An 18445-nucleotide genomic window follows, 5' to 3' on the forward strand; every position below is an offset into this window, starting at 1 on the left:
CTTTCGACTGTGGCCGTGCCGGCCGTGGCGCCCGGACCGGCCGCTGCGGCCGCGCCCGCGCGGCGGGATGAGCGCTTCTATGAGGAGCAGGAGCAGCGCCTGCGGGGCTTGCAGCGGCTGCGCGACCAGGGGCTGATCACGGACGAGGAGTTCCAGCGCAAGCGCCGCGAGATCTTGCAACTGCTGTGAACGCCTTCAGGGGCAGGGGCGGCCTGGCGGTAGCGGGCGGCCTCGTGTCTTGACCCGGTGGGGGGCTTGCCGCCACCGGGCTTGGGGCTCAGTTGTCGAGCAGCCCCGGCGGGATGCCACCCATGACATGGCTGAATCCCCCGTCGACATAGGTGATCTCCGCGGTCACGCCCGAGGCGAGGTCGGACAGCAGGAAAGCTGCGACATTGCCGACGTCCTCAATCGTCACGTTGCGCCGCAAGGGGGCGTTGGACTCGACAATCTCCAGGATCTTGCTAAAGCCTTTGATGCCCGAGGCGGCCAGCGTCTTGATGGGACCGGCGGAGATGCCGTTGACGCGGATGCCCCGGGCGCCGAGCTGGGCAGCCAGGTAGCGCACGCTGGCCTCCAGCGACGCCTTGGCCAGCCCCATCGTGTTGTAGCTCGGCACCGCACGCACCGCCCCCAGGTAGCTCAGGGTGAGCAGCGCGGCCTTGGGATTCAGGCGGGGCAACGCGGCCTTGGCCATGGCAGGAAAGCTGTAGGCCGAGATGTCATGTGCGATGCGGAAGGCCTCGCGCGACAGGCCGTCGAGGAACTCGCCGGCGATCGCTTCCCGGGGTGCAAAGCCGATCGAGTGCACGAAGCCATCGAAGCTGGGCCAGGCCTCGCCGAGTCGGTCGAACAGGGCCTGGATTTGCGCGTCGTCACCGACGTCGCAATCGAAGACCAAGTCGGAATCGAACTCGCGGGCGAACTCGGTGATGCGGTCCTTGAAGCGCTCGCCCACATAGCTGAACGCCAGTTCGGCGCCTTCGCGGCGGCAGGCCTGCGCTATGCCATAGGCAATCGAGCGGTTGGACAGCAGGCCGGTGATCAGAAAGCGCTTGCCGGCGAGAAATCCCATGGTGTCTCCGAAAAGGTCAAAGAAGGAAGATTTTGGCATGCAGCTCCAGGACGGCGCCAGTTGGCGCGGGCAGCGCCGCCGGCAACGCCGCAACGGGCCCGGGACTTGCTTGGTCCTGCCGGGCGAAGTACAATTCGACTTTCGCTAAGTGATTGTGAGCCATTGCAAATAATGGGCGGAGACATCCAGCCCATTTTTTTTGCTTGGCCCCGTTTGCTTTGCAGGTGATTTGGCGGGGCTCGTTGTGCCGCGGGGCGCAGGTGCCTGGTGCGGTTGCAGGGTGTAGGTGGTGTTGCTGCGGGAGTGTTGAGTACGCAATGGGTTGGCAGGCCTTGGTTGAGCACACGGTGACGGGGTTGGGTTACGACTTCGTCGAATGCGAGCGCAGCGCAGGCGGCTTGCTGCGCGTGTTCATCGATCGCGTGGCCGGCGACCCGAATGGTGCCTTCATCACCGTCGACGATTGCGAGAAGGTGACGCGTCAGCTCCAGTACGTCCTGGAGGTCGAGAACGTCGATTACCAGCGGCTGGAGGTCTCGTCCCCCGGACTGGATCGGCCCTTGCGCAAAGAGGCCGACTACCGGCGCTTTGCCGGCCAGGAGGTGGACATCACCCTCAGGCAGGCATTCCAGGGGCGGAAGAAATACCGTGGCATCCTGGAATCCCTGGGTGAAGGCTGGCGCCTCGTCCTGCGCGAGGGCGCCCAAGATCAGGCATTGGATTTTTCTCTGGACGAGGTGCGTGAAGCCCGCCTGGTGCCCGTGATCGACTTCAAAGGTCGGCGCAAGGGGCAGGCCGCGGCCGCACCTGCGGACAGTGCACAAGAAGACGGAGGTCAGGAATCATGAACCGCGAGCTGTTGATGTTGGTGGACGCGATCTCGCGCGAGAAGAATGTGGAACGCGATGTCGTGTTCGGCGCGGTCGAGGCCGCCTTGGCATCTGCCACCAAGAAGCTCTATGAGGGCGAGGTCGACATCCGTGTGGTGATCGACCGCGAGACCGGTGAGTACGAGACCTTCCGTCGCTGGCACGTCGTGCCTGACGAGGCCGGGTTGCAGCAACCCGACGCCGAGATCTTGCTGTTCGAGGCGCGTGAACAGATCCCCGACATCGAGGTCGACGACTACATCGAGGAGCCGGTCGAGTCCGTGCCCATCGGTCGCATCGGCGCGCAGGCGGCCAAGCAGGTGATCCTGCAAAAAATCCGCGATGCCGAGCGCGAGCAGTTGCTCAACGACTTCCTGGCCCGTGGCGACAAGATCTTCGTGGGTACCGTCAAGCGTCTGGACAAGGGCGACCTCATCGTCGAGTCCGGCCGCGTCGAGGGGCGCCTCAAGCGCAGCGAGATGATCCCAAAGGAGAACCTGCGCACCGGCGACCGTGTGCGTGCGGTCATCCAGGAGGTCGATCCCACGCTGCGCGGTCCGCAGATCATCCTGTCGCGCAGCTCGCCGCAGTTCATGATCGAGCTGTTCCGCCAGGAAGTGCCTGAGATTGAGCAGGGTCTGCTGGAGATCAAGAGTTGCGCCCGCGACCCCGGCTCGCGAGCCAAGATCGCCGTGCTCTCGCATGACAAGCGTGTCGATCCTATCGGCACCTGCGTGGGCGTGCGTGGCTCGCGGGTGAATGCCGTGACCAATGAGCTCGCCGGCGAGCGTGTGGACATCGTGCTGTGGTCGGAGGACCCGGCCCAGTTCGTGATCGGGGCGCTGGCTCCGGCCAACGTCGTCTCCATCGTGGTGGACGAGGAGCGCCATGCGATGGACGTCGTGGTCGACGAGGAGAACCTCGCAATCGCCATCGGCCGCGGCGGCCAGAACGTGCGCCTGGCCTCGGAGTTGACCGGCTGGCGTATCAACATCATGACCGCCGAGGAGTCCCAGGCCAAACAGGCCGAGGAGACCAGTGCGATCCGTCGCCTGTTCGTCGAGAAGCTCGACGTCGACGAAGAAGTGGCTGACATCCTCATTGAGGAAGGTTTCACCAGTCTCGAAGAGGTGGCTTATGTGCCGCTGCAGGAGATGTTGGAGATCGAGGCTTTCGACGAAGACACCGTCAACGAGCTGCGCACCCGCGCCAAGGATGCGCTGCTGACGATGGAGATCGCCCGCGAGGAGAAGGTCGAGGAGGTGTCGCAGGACCTGCGCGACCTCGAAGGCCTGAATGCGGAGCTGATCGCCAAGCTGGCCGATGCCGGCATCCATACCCGCGATGACCTCGCCGACCTGGCTGTCGATGAGCTGACCGAAATGACCGGTGTCGATGAGGCACAGGCCAAGGCGCTCATCATGAAGGCCCGAGAACACTGGTTCACGGCCTGAGGGGCTGTACAGAGGTTCCGCCCGTCCAGCCACTGCAAGCTCGTCAAGGATCACACACAATGGCCGTTACCACAGTCGCACAGTTCGCCTCCGAGCTAAACCGCCCCGCGGCGACGCTGCTCGAGCAGTTGAAGTCCGCCGGGGTGGCGAAAGCCTCTCCGGAAGACTCGCTGACCGAGTCCGACAAGGAGCGCCTGCTGGACTACCTGCGCACGGCGCATGGGACCGCCGGCACCGAGCGCAAGAAGATCACGATCACCAAGAAGTCCACCACCGAGATCAAGCAGGCCGATGCCTCGGGCAAGGCACGCACGATCCAGGTGGAGGTGCGCAAGAAGCGCGTGTTCGTCAAGCGTGACGAGAGCACCGCGCCGGTGGAGGAAGTGGCTGCTGCCAAGCCCGTTGTCGATGACGCGGAGCTGCGCCGCCGCGAGGAGGAAGCCAGTCGCCAAGCCGAGCTCCTGCGCCGTCAGGAAGAGGAACTGGCCGAGAAGCGCCGGCAGCGCGAGGAACAGGAACGACGTCAGCGCGAGGAGGCCGAGGCCCGTGCGCGCGAGGCGGCCGAGCGTGAAGCGGCCGAGAAGGCCCGTGCTGCACAGGCGCGCCAGGCCGAACTGGCCGCAGCCGGCGATGGGGCGGCCGAAGCGCCGGCACCGGCCGCCGAGGCGCCCGCCCCGGTCGAGCCTGCGAAGCCGGCCGTGCGCGTGGTCAAGGCCGTCGATGTCGAGGCCGAGGAAAAGCAGCGCATGGCCGACCTGGAGAAGCGGCGCAAGGCGGCCGAAGCCGAAGCTGCCGCGATCCGGGCCATGATGGCCGCGCCCAAGCGTGGCGTCATGACGGCCAAGAAGCCCGAGGAAGACAAGCCCAAGGCCGACGCCAGCAAGGAAGGCATCAAGGGCACCATCCACAAGCCGAAGGCCGGAGCACCCGGCACTGCCGCGCCGGCGGCACCTGCGAGCGCAGCCAAACCAGGCGACAAAAAGTCGGTGAAATCCGAAAAGCTGTCGTCGAGCTGGGCCGACGATGCGGCGAAGAAGCGCGCCCTCAAGACCCGCGGCGACACCGTCGCCGGCACCCGTGGCGGCTGGCGGGCGCCCACCAAGGGCGGTGGCCGCCGGGGTGAGCGTGGCGACAGCGCCTCGTCCTTCGTGGCGCCCACCGAGCCGCAGGTGTACGAGGTTCATGTGCCCGAGACCATCAGTGTGGCCGACCTGGCCCACAAGATGTCGGTCAAGGCTTCCGAAGTGATCAAGCAGCTGATGAAGCTGGGCCAGATGGTCACGATCAACCAGCAGCTTGACCAGGAAACCGCGATGATCGTGGTCGAGGAAATGGGACACAAGGCCTTCGCCGCCAAGCTCGATGACCCGGAGGCCTTCCTCGAGGAAAGCCAGGCTGCCCAGCAGGCCGAGCTGTTGACGCGTGCGCCCGTGGTGACCGTGATGGGTCACGTCGACCACGGCAAGACCTCGCTGCTGGACTACATCCGCCGCTCGCGCGTGGCTGCGGGCGAAGCCGGGGGGATCACCCAGCACATCGGCGCCTATCACGTCGACACCCCCCGCGGCACGATCACCTTCCTGGACACGCCCGGTCACGAGGCCTTCACGGCCATGCGGGCCCGTGGCGCCAAGGCCACCGACATCGTGATCCTGGTGGTGGCGGCCGACGACGGCGTGATGCCGCAGACGCGTGAGGCCATTCACCATGCCAAGGCGGCAGGGGTGCCCATCGTCGTGGCGGTCAACAAGATCGACAAGCCCGATGCCAACCCCGATCGCGTGAAGCAGGAACTGGTGGCCGAAGAGGTGGTGCCCGAGGAATACGGCGGCGATGCCCCTTTCTGCCTGGTGTCGGCCAAGACCGGCGAAGGCATCGACAACCTGCTGGAAAACGTGCTGCTGCAGGCTGAGGTGCTCGAGCTCAAGGCCCCGGTGGATGCGCCCGCCAAGGGTCTGGTCATCGAAGCGAAACTGGACAAAGGCCGTGGCCCGGTGGCCACGGTACTGGTGCAGTCGGGCACGCTCAGGCGTGGCGATGTCGTGCTGGCCGGTGCCAGCTACGGTCGTGTGCGGGCGATGCTCGACGAGAATGGAAAACCCACCCAGGAAGCCGGGCCGTCGATCCCTGTCGAGATTCAGGGCCTCACCGAGGTGCCCCAGGCCGGCGACGAGTTCATGGTGCTGGCCGACGAGCGCCGTGCCCGCGAGATCGCCACTTTCCGCCAGGGCAAGTACCGTGACGTGAAGCTGGCCAAGCAGCAGGCTGCCAAGCTCGAAAACATGTTCGAGCAGATGGGGCAAGGCGACGTGAAGACGCTGCCGCTGATCATCAAGGCCGACGTGCAGGGCTCGCAGGAAGCGCTCGCGTCTTCGCTGCTCAAGCTGTCCACCGACGAGGTCAAGGTGCAGATCGTGCATGCGGCCGTCGGCGGCATCAGCGAGAGCGACGTCAACCTCGCGCTGGCGTCCAAGGCGGTCATCATCGGCTTCAATACCCGGGCCGATGCCGGTGCTCGCAAGCTCGCCGAGCACAATGGGGTGGACATCCGCTACTACAACATCATCTACGATGCGGTCGACGAAGTGAAGGCGGCCATGTCGGGCCTGCTCGCACCGGAACAGAAGGAAGAGGTCATCGGTACCGCCGAGATCCGCCAGGTGTTCCGCATCTCCAAGGTCGGAGCCATCGCTGGTTGTATGGTGCTGTCTGGCGTGGTCCGCCGCAACGCCCGTTTGCGTCTGCTGCGCGACAACGTCGTCATCTACACCGGAGAGCTGGAGTCGCTCAAGCGCTTCAAGGATGACGTGCGCGAGGTCAAGGAAGGCTTCGAATGCGGCTTGAACATCAAGAACTACAACGACATCCAGGAAGGTGACCACCTGGAGTTCTTCGAGATCAAGGAAGTGGCACGCACGCTGTAAAGGCGGAGGCGCTCACGCGCTCGGACCCCGCCGATCGAAAGATGGGCGGGGTTTGTGTTTCTGGCACCAACCGGAGTCTCACTATGCGACACAAGCGATCCATTCCCAACCGGGCCCACCGTGTGGCCGACCAGATCCAGCGCGACGTGGCCGAGCTCATCCGCGAGCTGAAGGATCCGCGCATCGGCATGGTCACGCTCAATGCGGTGGAGGTGACGCCCGACTATGCTCACGCGAAGGTCTACTTCTCGCTGCTGGTGGGGGATCCTCAGGAGACCGAGACCGCCCTGAACGAGGCGGCCGGCTACCTGCGCAACGGCTTGTTCAAACGCCTGCAGATCCACACCGTGCCGACGCTGCATTTCGTCTTCGACCGCACGACCGAGCGGGCCGCCGACCTGAACGCGCTGATCGCCCAGGCCAATGCCACCCGCGCCAAGGACTGAGCCTGCCATGCCGGCTGCCGCCACCTCTGCACCGCCGCGCGCACGCATCGAGCGCCGTGCGGTGCATGGTGTGCTGCTGCTGGACAAACCCCTGGGGCTGAGCAGCAACGAGGCCCTGCAGAAGGCCAAACGGCTGTTGCGGGCGCAAAAGGCCGGCCACACCGGCACGCTGGACCCCATGGCCACCGGCCTGTTGCCGCTGTGCTTCGGGGCGGCCACCAAGTTCTCGCAGGCCAGCCTGGAAGCCGACAAGGCCTACCGTGCCGTGCTGCAACTGGGGCGCCGCACCACCACGGGCGATGCCGAGGGGGCCGTGCTCGACGAGCGGCCCGTGTCGCTGACGGCGGCCCAGGTGGACGCTGCGCTGGCCCGGTTCGTCGGTGAGATCGACCAGGTCCCCCCCATGCACTCGGCCCTCAAGCGCGAGGGCCGGCCACTGTACGAGTATGCCCGTGCCGGAGTCGAGGTGGAGCGAGCAGCCAGGCGCGTGAGGATCCATCGCCTGGACCTCGTGGCCTGGCAGGACGACCGGCTGGAGATCGATGTCCTGTGCAGCAAGGGTACCTATGTACGCACGCTGGCCGAGGATCTCGGAGAAGCGCTGGGCTGCGGTGCCCACCTGGTGGCCCTGCGCCGCACGGCCAGTGGCCCGTTGTCCGTCGAACAGGCCATCACGCTCGAGATGCTCGAGCAGATGGACGAGACCGGGCGCGATGCGCGCCTGTTGCCCCCCGACGTGCTCGTCGCACACTGGCCGGCGGTGCACCTGACGGCCGACGAGGCTGGGCGCTTTCTCGCCGGAATGCGCCGGCGCGTGGACCATCGCGATGCACCTGCCGTGCGCGTTTACGGCCCGCAAGCCGGCGCCTTCCTGGGCAGCGCGCAGGTCCGTGCCGGTGAACTCATTCCCATGCGGCTGCTGAGCCCCCCCGAAGTCCTGGCCCTAGGGGTCTCCTTCAACAAGTCCTGACCCGTCGACCGGGTCGCCTTTGTCCTTCCATCATGAGCAAGCCCATCCGCAACATCGCCATCATTGCGCACGTCGACCACGGCAAGACCACGCTGGTGGACCAGTTGCTGCGCCAGTCCGGCACCTTCCGCGAGAACCAGCAGGTCGGCGAGCGGGTGATGGACAGCAACGACCTCGAGCGCGAGCGCGGCATCACCATCCTGGCCAAGAACTGCGCGGTGAGCTGGCGGGGCACGCACATCAACATCGTCGACACCCCCGGGCACGCCGATTTCGGCGGCGAGGTCGAGCGCGCGCTGTCGATGGTCGATGGCGTCGTGCTGCTGATCGACGCACAGGAGGGCCCCATGCCGCAGACCCGCTTCGTGACGAAGAAGGCGTTGGCGCTGGGCCTCAAGCCGATCGTGGTCGTCAACAAGGTCGATAAGCCCGGTGCACGCCCGGACTATGTCATCAACGCCGCCTTCGATCTGTTCGACAAACTCGGCGCCACCGAAGAGCAGCTCGACTTCCCCGTGGTGTATGCCTCGGGTCTGAACGGCTGGGCCTCCCTCCGTGAGGGGGAGCCCGGGACGCGCTGGGGTGAGGACATGAGCCCGCTCTTCGAAACGATCCTCAGCCATGTGCCGGCCCACCAGGGCGATCCCGATGCGCCGCTGCAGTTGCAGATCTCCTCGCTGGACTACTCCACCTATGTGGGCCGCATCGGTGTGGGTCGCATCAATGCCGGCACGCTGCGTCCGGCGATGGACGTGCTGGTCATGGAGGGGCCGGACGGCCGCTCCTACCGTGGACGCGTCAACCAGGTCCTGAAGTTCGAAGGGCTTGAGCGCCGGCAGGCCGAGTCCGCCGGGCCCGGAGACATCGTGCTGATCAACGGGATCGAGGACATCGGCATCGGCGTGACCGTGACGTCGATCGATCAACCGCAGCCGCTGCCGATGCTCAAAATCGACGAGCCGACACTGACGATGAACTTCTGCGTCAATACCTCGCCGCTGGCCGGACGCGAGGGCAAGTTCGTCACGAGCCGCCAGATCTGGGACCGTCTCCAGAAGGAACTGCAGTCCAACGTGGCCTTGCGCGTGCGAGAAACCGGGGAAGATGGCGTCTTCGAGGTCTCAGGGCGGGGCGAACTGCACCTGACCATCCTGCTGGAGAACATGCGCCGCGAGGGCTACGAGCTGGCCGTCTCCAAGCCCCGCGTGGTCTTCCGCGAGATCGACGGCCAGCGCTGCGAGCCGATGGAGCTCGTCACCGCCGACGTGGAGGAGCAGCACCAAGGCGGTGTGATGCAGGCCCTGGGCCTGCGCAAGGGAGAACTGGTCAACATGGAGCCCGACGGCATGGGGCGGGTGCGCCTGGAGTACCGCATCCCGGCACGGGGCCTCATCGGATTCCAGAACGAGTTCCTCAACCTCACGCGCGGCACCGGCCTGCTGAGCAACATCTTCGATGGCTACGAACCCTACAAAGGCGAGATCGAGGGACGCAAAAACGGCGTGCTGGTCAGCCAGGAGGACGGCGAGATCGTCACCTACGCCCTGGGCAAGCTCGATGACCGGGGCCGCATGTTCGTCAAGCCGGGGGATCCGGTCTATGAAGGAATGATCGTGGGCATCCACAGCCGCGAGAACGACCTCGTCGTCAATGCGGTGCGCACGAAGCAGCTCACCAACTTCCGCGTCTCGGGCAAAGAGGATGCGATCAGGCTCACCCCGCCGATCGAGCTGACGCTGGAGTACGCCGTCGAGTTCATCGAGGACGACGAACTGGTCGAGATCACCCCGAGGTCGATCCGTCTGCGCAAGCGCTTGCTGAAAGAGCACGAGCGCAAGCGCGCGCAGCGCGAGGCCGCCTGAGCGGCCGCCCGCAGGGCACGACGAGGGGGCAAGGACATGACGCACGGCCGTGCCGTCGCGCTGATGGTGCTGGTGACGCTGATGTGGAGCATCGCCGGGGTGGTCACGCGTCAGCTCGAGGCGGCGCGCTCCTTCGAAGTGACCTTCTGGCGCAGCTTCTTCAATGCGGCCTTCATGGCCGTGGCCCTGCTCCTGTGGAAGGGGCGAGGCTTGTGGGAGGAGCTGCGCCATGGTGGCTGGCCGCTGTGGGTGTCGGGCGTGATGTGGTCCATCATGTACACCTGCTTCATGGTGGCGCTCACGCTCACGTCGGTGGCCAATGTGCTGGTGACGATGGCCCTGGGCCCATTGATGACCGCGCTGCTGGCACGCCTGGCGCTCGGCCACCGCCTGCCTGAGCGGACCTGGGGCGCCATTGCCGTGGCCGGTGCCGGGATCGCGTGGATGTACGGCCGCGAGCTGGCCGGGGCCGAGTTGCGCCACCTGCTCGGCACCCTCGTCGCACTGGGCGTACCGCTGGCGGCGGCCGTCAACTGGACGGTGATCCAGCGCACGACCCACCAGCCCACCTATGCCCGGCGTCAGGACCTGCTGCCGGCGGTGCTGATCGGCGCCGTGATCTCCGCGGCCGTGACGCTGCCGCTGGCCTGGCCGTTGCAGGCCTCTGCGCATGATCTGAGGCTGCTGGCGACGCTGGGGGTGTTCCAGTTGGCCGTGCCTTGCCTGATCGCGGTTCAACTGGCGCGCGTGCTGCCGGCCCCCGAGGTCGCCCTGCTGGCCCTGCTGGAGGTGATCTTCGGCGTGGCCTGGGCCTGGCTGGGCGCCAACGAGGTGCCGTCCACCCATGCTTTGCAGGGGGGATTGCTGGTGTTGGGGGCGCTGGTCGTCAACGAGGCCCTGGGTCTGCGTCGATCACGCCGTGCAACACCCGTGCCGGTTCCCGATGCTTCCATCACACGACAAGGAGACCGATGATGATGTCCCCGACCCTTCCCGGACTGAGCGGCGAGGGCCTGGTCCTGGCCGAACGCCGCGGCAGCCTGGGCCTGATCACGCTCAACCGTCCGCTCTCGCTGAACGCCCTGTCGCTGTCGATGATCCGCGACCTCACCGCCTTGCTGCTGGCCTGGCGCGATGATCCCGCGGTGCAGGCCGTGCTGGTGCGTGGGGCCACCCGGGAAGGCAAGGGGGTGGCCTTCTGCGCCGGCGGGGACATCCGCTTCTTCCACCAGGCCGCCCTGGCGGGCGATCCGCGGCTGGAGGATTTCTTCACCGAGGAGTACACCCTCAACCACCTGATCCATGGTTACCCGAAGCCCTACATCGCGTTGATGGACGGCATCGTGATGGGCGGAGGCATGGGCATCAGTCAGGGGGCGGCGCTGCGCATCGTCACCGAGCGCACAAAGATGGCCATGCCCGAGACCAACATCGGCCTCTTTCCCGATGTGGGCGGGGGCTGGTTTCTGTCGCGCTGCCCGGGGCGGGTCGGTGAGTTCCTGGCGCTGACCGGCCAGGTGATCGGAGCAGGCGACGCGATCGCCTGGGGGCTGGCCGATGGCTACCTGCCCAGCGAGGCACTGGACGGTCTGGTCGAGGCGCTGTCTGTCGATGCGGATGCCGTGAGTCTGCTGGAGCGGGCCCGGTCGCGCTTGCGCGACGCACCGACGCCCGTGCTGCAGGCTCACCGGGCGACCATCGATCGCTGCTTTGCCGGCGCAGACGTTGCAGCCATCCTGGCGGCGCTGGACGGGGAGACCGACGGCCCCTGGCCGGCCGAGATCGCGGCCACCCTGCGCAAGCGCTCGCCCCTGATGCTGGCGGTCACGCTGGAGCAGGTGCGCCGTGCCCGTCGCATGACGCTGGCCGAGGACCTGCGCATGGAGCGCGACCTGGTGCGCCACTGCTTCCATCTGCGCCCGGGCGCTGCCAGCGAGACGGTGGAGGGCATCCGTGCCCTGGCCGTGGACAAGGACCACGCGCCGCGCTGGAACCCGCCACGCGTCGAGGACGTCACCCCGGCGATGGTGCAGGCTTTCTTCGTGAGCCCCTGGCCAGCCCATGCCCACCCCCTGAACGGGTTGCGCTGAACCATCGCGCGAGCTGGGGCCGCGTGCTACGCTGGGCGGCAATGCGAGGTCCGGGAGTGACGCGATGCAAGCCCCCGCGAAGTACCTGCTGATCATCGAGCACAGCGGCGCCATGGTGGCCCGCCTCTTCGACCGGGAGCGCCGCCACCTGCTCGACTTCGATGCCAGCTCGGAGGAAGTGGCCGTGATGACTGCCGGGCTGCAGCCCAGCGTCGGTGCGCTGGGCAACGAGTGGGGCCTGGCCCTGGCCGGCCACAACGAGCAGGAGCGCCAGACCGCCCAGGTCTACGTGCTCGACCTTTGAATTCCCCGCGCCGGCACGGACGCCGCCGCGCTGCGACAATCTCATTTTTGCCTGCTCGCGCGCGTGACCCAGACCCCATTCGATCTCAGCCCTTGGCGAGTGTCCGTCGCCCCGATGATGGACTGGACGGACCGGCACTGCCGCTATTTCCATCGGCTGATCACCCGGCACACGCGCCTGTACACCGAGATGGTGACCACCGGCGCGCTGCTGCATGGGGACGTGGCCCGGCACCTGGACCACGACGCGCAAGAGCATCCGGTCGCGCTTCAATTGGGGGGCAGCGAGCCCGAGGATCTGGCCGCCTGTGCCCGATTGGCGCAACGCTGGGGCTATGACGAGGTGAATCTGAACTGCGGCTGCCCCAGCGAGCGTGTGCAGCGCGGGGCCTTCGGCGCCTGCTTGATGAAGGAGGCCGACCTCGTGGCCGATGCGGTCAAAGCCATGCGCGATGCGGTGGATCTCCCGGTGACCGTGAAGCACCGCATCGGTGTGGACCAGCAGGAGAGCTACGACTTCGTGCGCGATTTCGTGGGCACCGTGGCGCAGGCCGGTTGCGAAGTCTTCATCGTGCATGCCCGCAACGCCTGGCTGCAGGGACTGAGCCCCAAGGAAAACCGCGAGATTCCGCCGCTGCGTTACGAGATCGTGCACCGCCTCAAGCGCGAGTTCCCCCACTTGACCATTGCGATCAACGGTGGCCTGAAGGACGACGAGGCGATGGCCGCCCAGCTCGCACACGTGGACGGTGTGATGATCGGCCGCCAGGCCTATCACAACCCCTATGCGATGGCCCATTGGGACACCCGGTTCTTCGGGCAGGCCGGGCCAGCGCCCGACCGGGCGGCCATCGAAGCCGCGATGGTGGCCTATTGCGAACGCCAGCAGGCCCGGCACGGCGTGCCCTGGCCCCACATCGTGCGGCACATGCTGGGCCTGTACAACGGCGTGCCGGGTGCACGTCGATGGCGCCAGGTGTGGTCTGATCACCGGCTTCGGCAGCGGGCTCCGGCCGAAGTCATGGTCCTGGCTCACCAGGCCATGGCGCGCGCCGCTGCGGCGGCACGAGAGCCCGAGGGTGTGGTCGCCGGCTGAGGTCCGATTCCCGTTCAGGCGGCCAGCGCCGGCCGTCGCGCCGGCCAGGTGGCGAGCACCACACCGGCCAGGGCCAGCCCGAAGGCCACCGCATGCAAGGGCGTGAAGCGCTCGCCCAGGGCCAGCACCCCGACCAGTCCTGCGCTGATCGGCAGAAAGACCGTGAAAATGCCCGCCGATGCGGCCGGGACGTGGCGCAGTCCTGTCATCCAAAGCCACACGGTGATCATGCTGGCCGCCAGCGAGTAAAAGACCAGCAGCCCCCAGTGACCGGGCGCGACGCCGCTGAAGTCGAACTGCAGCGCCGCCACCAGCCCGAAGGGCGTGACCAGAGCCCAGCCCCAGAGGTTCACCAGGGCGCTGATGCGCTGGGCCGAGACGTTGCCAGTGAGCTTCTTGCCGATGACCACATACAGCGCTTCGCAGCAGACGGCGGCAAAGAGCAGGGCATTGCCCAACAGGCTGCGCAGTCCTCCCATCCCGGAACTGGAGTCGGCCGTCTTGGCCACCGAGAGCAGGACGATTCCGCCCACGGCCAACACGATGGCGGCCTGCACCCTGGGGGTGATGCGCTCGCCCAGCAGCCACCACGACAGCACGGCCACCACGGCCGGGATGGACGCCATGATCACGCCGGCGGCCAGAGCCGAGGTGAGCGACACACCGAACAGCATGCACACCGAAAACAGGAAGTTGCCGAAGAAGGACTCCCAGAACAGCAGCCGGCGGTCAGCCGGGGAGAGCGGCCGCTCGCCCGGCCGGCGGCGCACCCAGCCGGCCATGGCCACCGCGGCGATGCCAAAGCGCAGCCAGGCCAGCAGCATCACCGGGAAGACGAGCACCAGAATCTTGGACAGCGCCACGTAGCTGCCCACCAGGGCCATGCTCAGGGCCAAGCTGGCGTAGGCCGCCATGGGGACGGCAGCGCTCAAAGCGACGTCCTCGCCTCAGTGGCGCGCATGCGGCAAGCGTGGCACATGGGTCAGCGCACCCGCCGGATGGCCGCGGCCACGGTCTCGACGATCTGGTCGATCTGTGCCTTCTCGATGATCAGGGGCGGCGACAGCGCGATCGTATCGCCGGTGGTGCGGATCAGGACACCTTGTTCCCAGCAGTCGAGAAAGACCTCGAACGCGCGCTTGGCCGGTTCCTCGGGTCGGGGGGCGAGTTCGATGCCGCCCACCAGCCCGATGTTGCGCACATCGATCACATGCGGCAGCCCCCGCAGCGTGTGCACGGCATCGGCGAAGTACGCCTCCAGCTCACGCGCCCGTGTGAGCAGGCCCTCCTGTGCGTAGGTGTCCAGTGTCCCCAGTGCGGCGGCGCAGGCCAGAGGGTGGGCCGAGTAGGTGTAGCCGTGGAAGAACTCGATCAGGTGTTCGGGCCCCTGCATGAAGGCGTCGTGGATCTCCTGCTTGACGAAGACCGCGCCCATCGGCACGCAGCCGTTGGTGATGCCCTTGGCCACCGTCATCAGGTCGGGCGTCACGCCGAAGGTCTGCGCTGCAAAAGGCTGACCGGTGCGACCGAAGCCGGTGATGACCTCGTCGAAGATCAGCAAGATGCCGTGTTTGTCGCAGATCTCGCGCAGGCGCTGCAGGTAGCCCTGCGGCGGGATCAGCACCCCGGTGGAGCCGGCCACCGGCTCGACGATCACGGCGGCGATCGTCGAGGCGTCATGCAGGGCCACCAAGCGCTCGAGATCGTCGGCAAACTCGGCGCCAAAGGCCGGCTGGCCGCGCGAGAAGGCATTGCGCGCCGGGTCATGCGTGTGGCGGATGTGATCCACCCCCGCCAGCAGGGTGCCAAACATCTTGCGGTTGGCCACCATGCCACCCACCGAGATGCCGCCGAAGTTCACGCCGTGGTAACCCCGCTCGCGACCGATCAGCCGCGTGCGCTGGCCTTCGCCGCGCACTCGGTGGTAGGCCAACGCCATCTTCAGCGCCGTCTCCACCGACTCCGAGCCCGAGTTCGTGTAGAAAACCTTGTTCAGGCCGGGGGGCGTGAGCTTCACCAGCCGTTCGGCCAGCTCGAAGGCTTTGGGATGGCCCATCTGGAAGGGGGGCGCGTAGTCGAGTTCACCGGCCTGCTGCTGGATCGCCTGCACGATCTTGGGCCGCGCGTGGCCAGCGTTGACGCACCACAGCCCGGCCACGCCATCGAGCACCTGGCGACCCTCCGGGGTCCAGAAATGCATGCCTTCGGCACGGGCCAGCAGCCGGGGTGCCTTCTTGAACTGACGGTTGGCCGTGAACGGCATCCAGTAGGCGTCGAGCTCAGGGCGCATGATGTTCTCCTCGGTGGCCAGGGCAGGGACCCTAGTCTAGTGAGCCGGCCGCGCAATGTGCATGCGAGTCGACAGCACTGCGAGCCTGCTGGCGCAATATCATGCGGCCAGGACAGACATCATTCGCAGACGATGCAACGACCCGACGCCGCCGTGCAACTCGATGCCATCGACCGGCAGATCCTGAGGATCCTGCAGGACGATGGCCGCATCTCCAATCAGGATCTGGCCGAACGTGTGCACCTGTCGCCCTCGGCCTGCCTGCGGCGCGTGCGGCGCCTGGAGGAGGAGGGGGTGATCGCCCGGTACGTGGCCTTGCTCCATCCGCGGGCGGTGGGGCAGCCGGGGACGTCCTTCACCATCGTCAATCTGGAGAGCATCACGCCGCAGACCCGGCAGGCCTTTGAGGATGCCGTGCGGGCCGAGGCGGCCATTCTGGACTGCTACTACGTGGCCGGCAGCCATGACTATCTGGTCCGTTTCACCTACCGCGATGCGGCGGATCTGGAGTCCTTCCATGAAACGGTGTTGTCACGACTGCCCGGAGTCGTGCGATTGAATTCCATGCTGGTGCTGCGCACTGTCAAGCACACCACAGCCTTGGAGATCTGAGCTTGAACAACCCCATGAGCACCCTGTATCAGCCCAGCGGGCTGGACCATGTCTTCGTTTACGGCACCCTGCGTCGGGGTGGGGCCAATGACATCACCCGCCTGGACCCGCCCGGCCGCTTCGTTGGCGCGGCAACGGTGCGCGGTTGGCTGTACAGCCTGGGCAGCTATCCCGGGCTCCTCCTGGACGCGCAGGGACCGGCGGTGGTGGGGGAGGTGTATGCCCTCGACCCCGTGCTCGAGCGTGTGCTCGACGGCATCGAGGAGCTCTACCCCCAGCAGCGCGACGAATACGTCAAGCGTCGTGTGGCGGTGGAGGTGGCGGGGCGGATGCTGGATTGCCTGATCTATGAAATCCATCCGCGCTATGTCCAGGGACGCCGCGTGCTGAGCCCGCCCGACTGGCTGCGCCATGCGCCCGTTGCACCGACACCGGCGGGCGATGCAGGCGCGACCGGTGGTCGCCCCTGAGCTTCCACATGACGGAAATCTGTTTTTGTGATGTGAAATAAAGCTCTGCTGCACCGCGCCAGAATTTTTCATTGTGGTAGTTACTATTTCGTATTGAGAAATCAAACCATCAAGTCATTGATTTAACTCACAAAATTTTTCAGTCTTATATAAGACATAAGTCTTGGCGAGACTTCGACGGCTCCCTATGCTTGAGTCCATTGCAACCCCTTGTCTCTTTGTCAGAACGGAGCCTCTCATGAGCAACTTGACCCGCGAACAACAAGCCGCCGCCCTCGAGAAGGACTGGGCCGAGAACCCCCGTTGGAAGGGGATCAAACGCGGCTACAGCGCCGCCGACGTGGTGCGTCTGCGCGGCTCGATCCAGATCGAGCACACGCTGGCCAAGCGTGGCGCCGAGAAGCTGTGGAACCTGGTCAACACCGAGCCCTTCGTCAACGCCCTGGGGGCGCTGACGGGCAACCAGGCGATGCAGCAGGTCAAGGCCGGCCTGAAGGCCATCTACCTGTCGGGCTGGCAGGTCGCCGGTGACGCCAACCTGGCCGGCGAGATGTACCCCGACCAGTCGCTGTACCCGGCCAACTCCGTGCCGGCCGTGGTGCGCCGCATCAACAACACCTTCCAGCGCGCCGACCAGATCCAGTGGTCTGAGGGCAAGAACGATATCGACTTCTTTGCGCCTATCGTGGCCGATGCCGAAGCCGGCTTCGGTGGCGTGCTCAACGCCTTCGAGCTGATGAAGGCCATGATCGAGGCGGGCGCGGCCGGCGTGCACTTCGAGGACCAGCTCGCCTCGGTGAAGAAGTGCGGCCACATGGGCGGCAAGGTGCTGGTGCCCACCCGCGAGGCCGTGGCCAAGCTCGTCGCTGCCCGTCTGGCGGCTGACGTGATGGGCACGCCCACGGTGCTGATCGCCCGCACCGACGCCGAGGCGGCCGACCTCATCACCAGCGACATCGACGACAACGACAAGCCCTTCTGCACCGGCGAGCGCACGGTCGAAGGCTTCTTCCGCACCAAACCCGGCCTGGATCAGGCGGTGGCGCGTGGTCTGGCCTACGCGCCCTATGCGGACATGATCTGGTGTGAAACCGGCAAGCCCGACCTCGTGTACGCCAAGAAGTTCGCCGAGGCCATCCACAAGCAGTTCCCCGGCAAGCTGCTGGCGTACAACTGCTCGCCTTCGTTCAACTGGAAGAAGAACCTGGACGACGCCACCATCGCCAAGTTCCAGCGCGAGCTGGGCGCCATGGGCTACAAGTTCCAGTTCATCACGCTGGCCGGCTTCCACAGCTTGAACTACTCGATGTTCGAGCTGGCCTACGGCTATGCCCGCAACCAGATGAGCGCCTTCGTCGAGCTGCAGGAGAAGGAATTCGCCGCCGCCGAGAAGGGTTTCACTGCCGTGAAGCACCAGCGCGAGGTGGGCACCGGCTACTTCGACGCCGTGACCACGACTATCGAGCGCGAGGCGTCCACCGCCGCGCTCAAGGGCTCGACCGAGGACGAGCAGTTCTTCGACCACAAGCACGGGTGAACCCCCATGCCGATCGCCGGTCTGCAAGGCCGGCGGCTGGAAAAGCTCCCGCATCCTGGTGGATGCTCTTGGCCCGCAGGCTTCACGGCCCGCGGGCGTTTTTTTGGGGTCTTGCAGTACAATGAGGCCATCTTTTACCAGCAAGAGCGAGAAAGGCACGACGGGTTATGACACCGCGAACTTCGACCCCTTTTACCCTTGAGGTCTAGTCGGTCGGCCGCGGCTTTCGTTTGTCTTTGTTCTTCCTGGATGAAAAGCGCGGCGACCCCCGCGCTTTTTCGTTTCCGGAGATCCCATGGTTAGCGTTCAACTCCCTGACGGTTCGCGCCGCGAGTTCCCTGCACCGGTCTCGGTGGCCGAAGTGGCCGCATCGATCGGCCCCGGCCTGGCCAAGGCCGCGATTGGGGCCATTGCCAACGGCGAGCTTTACGACCTGCACAAGCCCCT

At 66.3% G+C, this 18445-nt stretch carries 18 protein-coding genes; 15 read left to right on the plus strand and 3 right to left on the minus strand.

What is annotated here, in order from left to right:
- On the plus strand, nucleotides 1-189 hold a 189-nt coding region (locus ACK42S_RS01030; protein ID WP_409702355.1), incomplete at its 5' end, for an SHOCT domain-containing protein.
- An 88-nt stretch (nucleotides 190-277) separates the two neighbouring features.
- On the opposite strand, the gene fabI is transcribed toward ACK42S_RS01030, so the two are convergent.
- A complete protein-coding gene (fabI, locus tag ACK42S_RS01035) occupies nucleotides 278-1075 on the minus strand; it encodes an enoyl-ACP reductase FabI (RefSeq protein ID WP_409702357.1) in 798 nt (265 codons plus the stop codon).
- 317 nt (nucleotides 1076-1392) lie between these two features.
- Between fabI and rimP the strand changes: the two genes are divergently transcribed.
- From rimP to dusA, 10 genes are all read left to right on the plus strand, one after another.
- Entirely contained in the window at nucleotides 1393-1923 is a 531-nt protein-coding gene (rimP, locus tag ACK42S_RS01040) for a ribosome maturation factor RimP (protein WP_409702359.1), read from the plus strand.
- Nucleotides 1920-3398 (plus strand): transcription termination factor NusA, encoded by a 1479-nt coding sequence (gene nusA / locus ACK42S_RS01045; protein ID WP_409702361.1) that lies wholly within the window; start codon nucleotides 1920-1922, stop codon nucleotides 3396-3398. Before rimP ends, nusA begins: the two co-directional genes overlap by 4 nt.
- Nucleotides 3399-3457: 59 nt before the next feature.
- Nucleotides 3458-6322: a translation initiation factor IF-2 gene (gene infB / locus ACK42S_RS01050; RefSeq protein ID WP_409702363.1), complete on the plus strand. Its 2865-nt coding sequence runs from the start codon at nucleotides 3458-3460 to the stop codon at nucleotides 6320-6322.
- Nucleotides 6323-6405: 83 nt separating this feature from the next.
- On the plus strand, nucleotides 6406-6768 hold the full coding sequence (gene rbfA / locus ACK42S_RS01055) for a 30S ribosome-binding factor RbfA (protein WP_409660339.1): 363 nt from the start codon (nucleotides 6406-6408) through the stop codon (nucleotides 6766-6768).
- A gap of 7 nt (nucleotides 6769-6775) precedes the next feature.
- Entirely contained in the window at nucleotides 6776-7738 is a 963-nt protein-coding gene (gene truB, locus ACK42S_RS01060; RefSeq protein WP_409702365.1) for a tRNA pseudouridine(55) synthase TruB, read from the plus strand.
- Nucleotides 7739-7770: 32 nt separating this feature from the next.
- Nucleotides 7771-9600, plus strand: coding sequence for a translational GTPase TypA (gene typA / locus ACK42S_RS01065; protein WP_409702367.1), 1830 nt, complete (start codon nucleotides 7771-7773; stop codon nucleotides 9598-9600).
- 36 nt (nucleotides 9601-9636) lie between these two features.
- Nucleotides 9637-10575: a DMT family transporter gene (locus tag ACK42S_RS01070; RefSeq protein WP_409702369.1), complete on the plus strand. Its 939-nt coding sequence runs from the start codon at nucleotides 9637-9639 to the stop codon at nucleotides 10573-10575.
- 2 nt (nucleotides 10576-10577) lie between these two features.
- Nucleotides 10578-11690, plus strand: a complete 1113-nt coding sequence (locus ACK42S_RS01075; protein WP_409702383.1) for an enoyl-CoA hydratase/isomerase family protein — start codon at nucleotides 10578-10580, stop codon at nucleotides 11688-11690.
- A gap of 64 nt (nucleotides 11691-11754) precedes the next feature.
- A complete protein-coding gene (locus tag ACK42S_RS01080) occupies nucleotides 11755-11994 on the plus strand; it encodes a hypothetical protein (RefSeq protein WP_409702371.1) in 240 nt (79 codons plus the stop codon).
- A 63-nt stretch (nucleotides 11995-12057) separates the two neighbouring features.
- On the plus strand, nucleotides 12058-13089 hold the full coding sequence (dusA, locus tag ACK42S_RS01085) for a tRNA dihydrouridine(20/20a) synthase DusA (protein ID WP_409702373.1): 1032 nt from the start codon (nucleotides 12058-12060) through the stop codon (nucleotides 13087-13089).
- 14 nt (nucleotides 13090-13103) lie between these two features.
- On the opposite strand, the gene ACK42S_RS01090 is transcribed toward dusA, so the two are convergent.
- Together ACK42S_RS01090 and ACK42S_RS01095 are read right to left on the minus strand one after the other, a co-directional pair.
- Nucleotides 13104-14003: a DMT family transporter gene (locus ACK42S_RS01090; RefSeq protein WP_409702385.1), complete on the minus strand. Its 900-nt coding sequence runs from the start codon at nucleotides 14001-14003 to the stop codon at nucleotides 13104-13106.
- 68 nt (nucleotides 14004-14071) lie between these two features.
- The gene (locus ACK42S_RS01095; RefSeq protein ID WP_409702375.1) at nucleotides 14072-15379 is read right to left on the minus strand and encodes an aspartate aminotransferase family protein; all 1308 of its coding nucleotides are present in this window, start codon (nucleotides 15377-15379) and stop codon (nucleotides 14072-14074) included.
- Nucleotides 15380-15511: 132 nt separating this feature from the next.
- Between ACK42S_RS01095 and ACK42S_RS01100 the strand changes: the two genes are divergently transcribed.
- From ACK42S_RS01100 to ACK42S_RS01115, 4 genes are all read left to right on the plus strand, one after another.
- Nucleotides 15512-15991, plus strand: a complete 480-nt coding sequence (locus ACK42S_RS01100) for an Lrp/AsnC family transcriptional regulator (RefSeq protein ID WP_409702377.1) — start codon at nucleotides 15512-15514, stop codon at nucleotides 15989-15991.
- 14 nt (nucleotides 15992-16005) lie between these two features.
- Entirely contained in the window at nucleotides 16006-16461 is a 456-nt protein-coding gene (locus tag ACK42S_RS01105) for a gamma-glutamylcyclotransferase (RefSeq protein WP_409702379.1), read from the plus strand.
- A 247-nt stretch (nucleotides 16462-16708) separates the two neighbouring features.
- Entirely contained in the window at nucleotides 16709-17998 is a 1290-nt protein-coding gene (gene aceA / locus ACK42S_RS01110; protein ID WP_409702387.1) for an isocitrate lyase, read from the plus strand.
- Between the two features lie 295 nt (nucleotides 17999-18293).
- A partial coding sequence (locus ACK42S_RS01115; protein WP_409702389.1) for a TGS domain-containing protein occupies nucleotides 18294-18445 on the plus strand: 152 nt, incomplete at its 3' end.

The sequence above is a fragment of the Caldimonas sp. genome (assembly GCF_046289365.1).
Taxonomy (GTDB): domain Bacteria; phylum Pseudomonadota; class Gammaproteobacteria; order Burkholderiales; family Burkholderiaceae_C; genus Caldimonas.

Coding starts and splice junctions, on each gene's coding strand:
- ACK42S_RS01100 (WP_409702377.1), top strand. CDS start 15,512: ATGCAACGACCCGACGCCGCCGTGCAACTCGATGCCATCGACCGGCAG.
- ACK42S_RS01075 (WP_409702383.1), top strand. CDS start 10,578: ATGTCCCCGACCCTTCCCGGACTGAGCGGCGAGGGCCTGGTCCTGGCC.
- ACK42S_RS01070 (WP_409702369.1), top strand. CDS start 9,637: ATGACGCACGGCCGTGCCGTCGCGCTGATGGTGCTGGTGACGCTGATG.
- ACK42S_RS01095 (WP_409702375.1), bottom strand. CDS start 15,379: ATGCGCCCTGAGCTCGACGCCTACTGGATGCCGTTCACGGCCAACCGT.
- fabI (WP_409702357.1), bottom strand. CDS start 1,075: ATGGGATTTCTCGCCGGCAAGCGCTTTCTGATCACCGGCCTGCTGTCC.
- ACK42S_RS01080 (WP_409702371.1), top strand. CDS start 11,755: ATGCAAGCCCCCGCGAAGTACCTGCTGATCATCGAGCACAGCGGCGCC.
- infB (WP_409702363.1), top strand. CDS start 3,458: ATGGCCGTTACCACAGTCGCACAGTTCGCCTCCGAGCTAAACCGCCCC.
- rimP (WP_409702359.1), top strand. CDS start 1,393: ATGGGTTGGCAGGCCTTGGTTGAGCACACGGTGACGGGGTTGGGTTAC.
- nusA (WP_409702361.1), top strand. CDS start 1,920: ATGAACCGCGAGCTGTTGATGTTGGTGGACGCGATCTCGCGCGAGAAG.
- ACK42S_RS01105 (WP_409702379.1), top strand. CDS start 16,006: ATGAGCACCCTGTATCAGCCCAGCGGGCTGGACCATGTCTTCGTTTAC.
- ACK42S_RS01090 (WP_409702385.1), bottom strand. CDS start 14,003: ATGGCGGCCTACGCCAGCTTGGCCCTGAGCATGGCCCTGGTGGGCAGC.
- typA (WP_409702367.1), top strand. CDS start 7,771: ATGAGCAAGCCCATCCGCAACATCGCCATCATTGCGCACGTCGACCAC.
- rbfA (WP_409660339.1), top strand. CDS start 6,406: ATGCGACACAAGCGATCCATTCCCAACCGGGCCCACCGTGTGGCCGAC.
- truB (WP_409702365.1), top strand. CDS start 6,776: ATGCCGGCTGCCGCCACCTCTGCACCGCCGCGCGCACGCATCGAGCGC.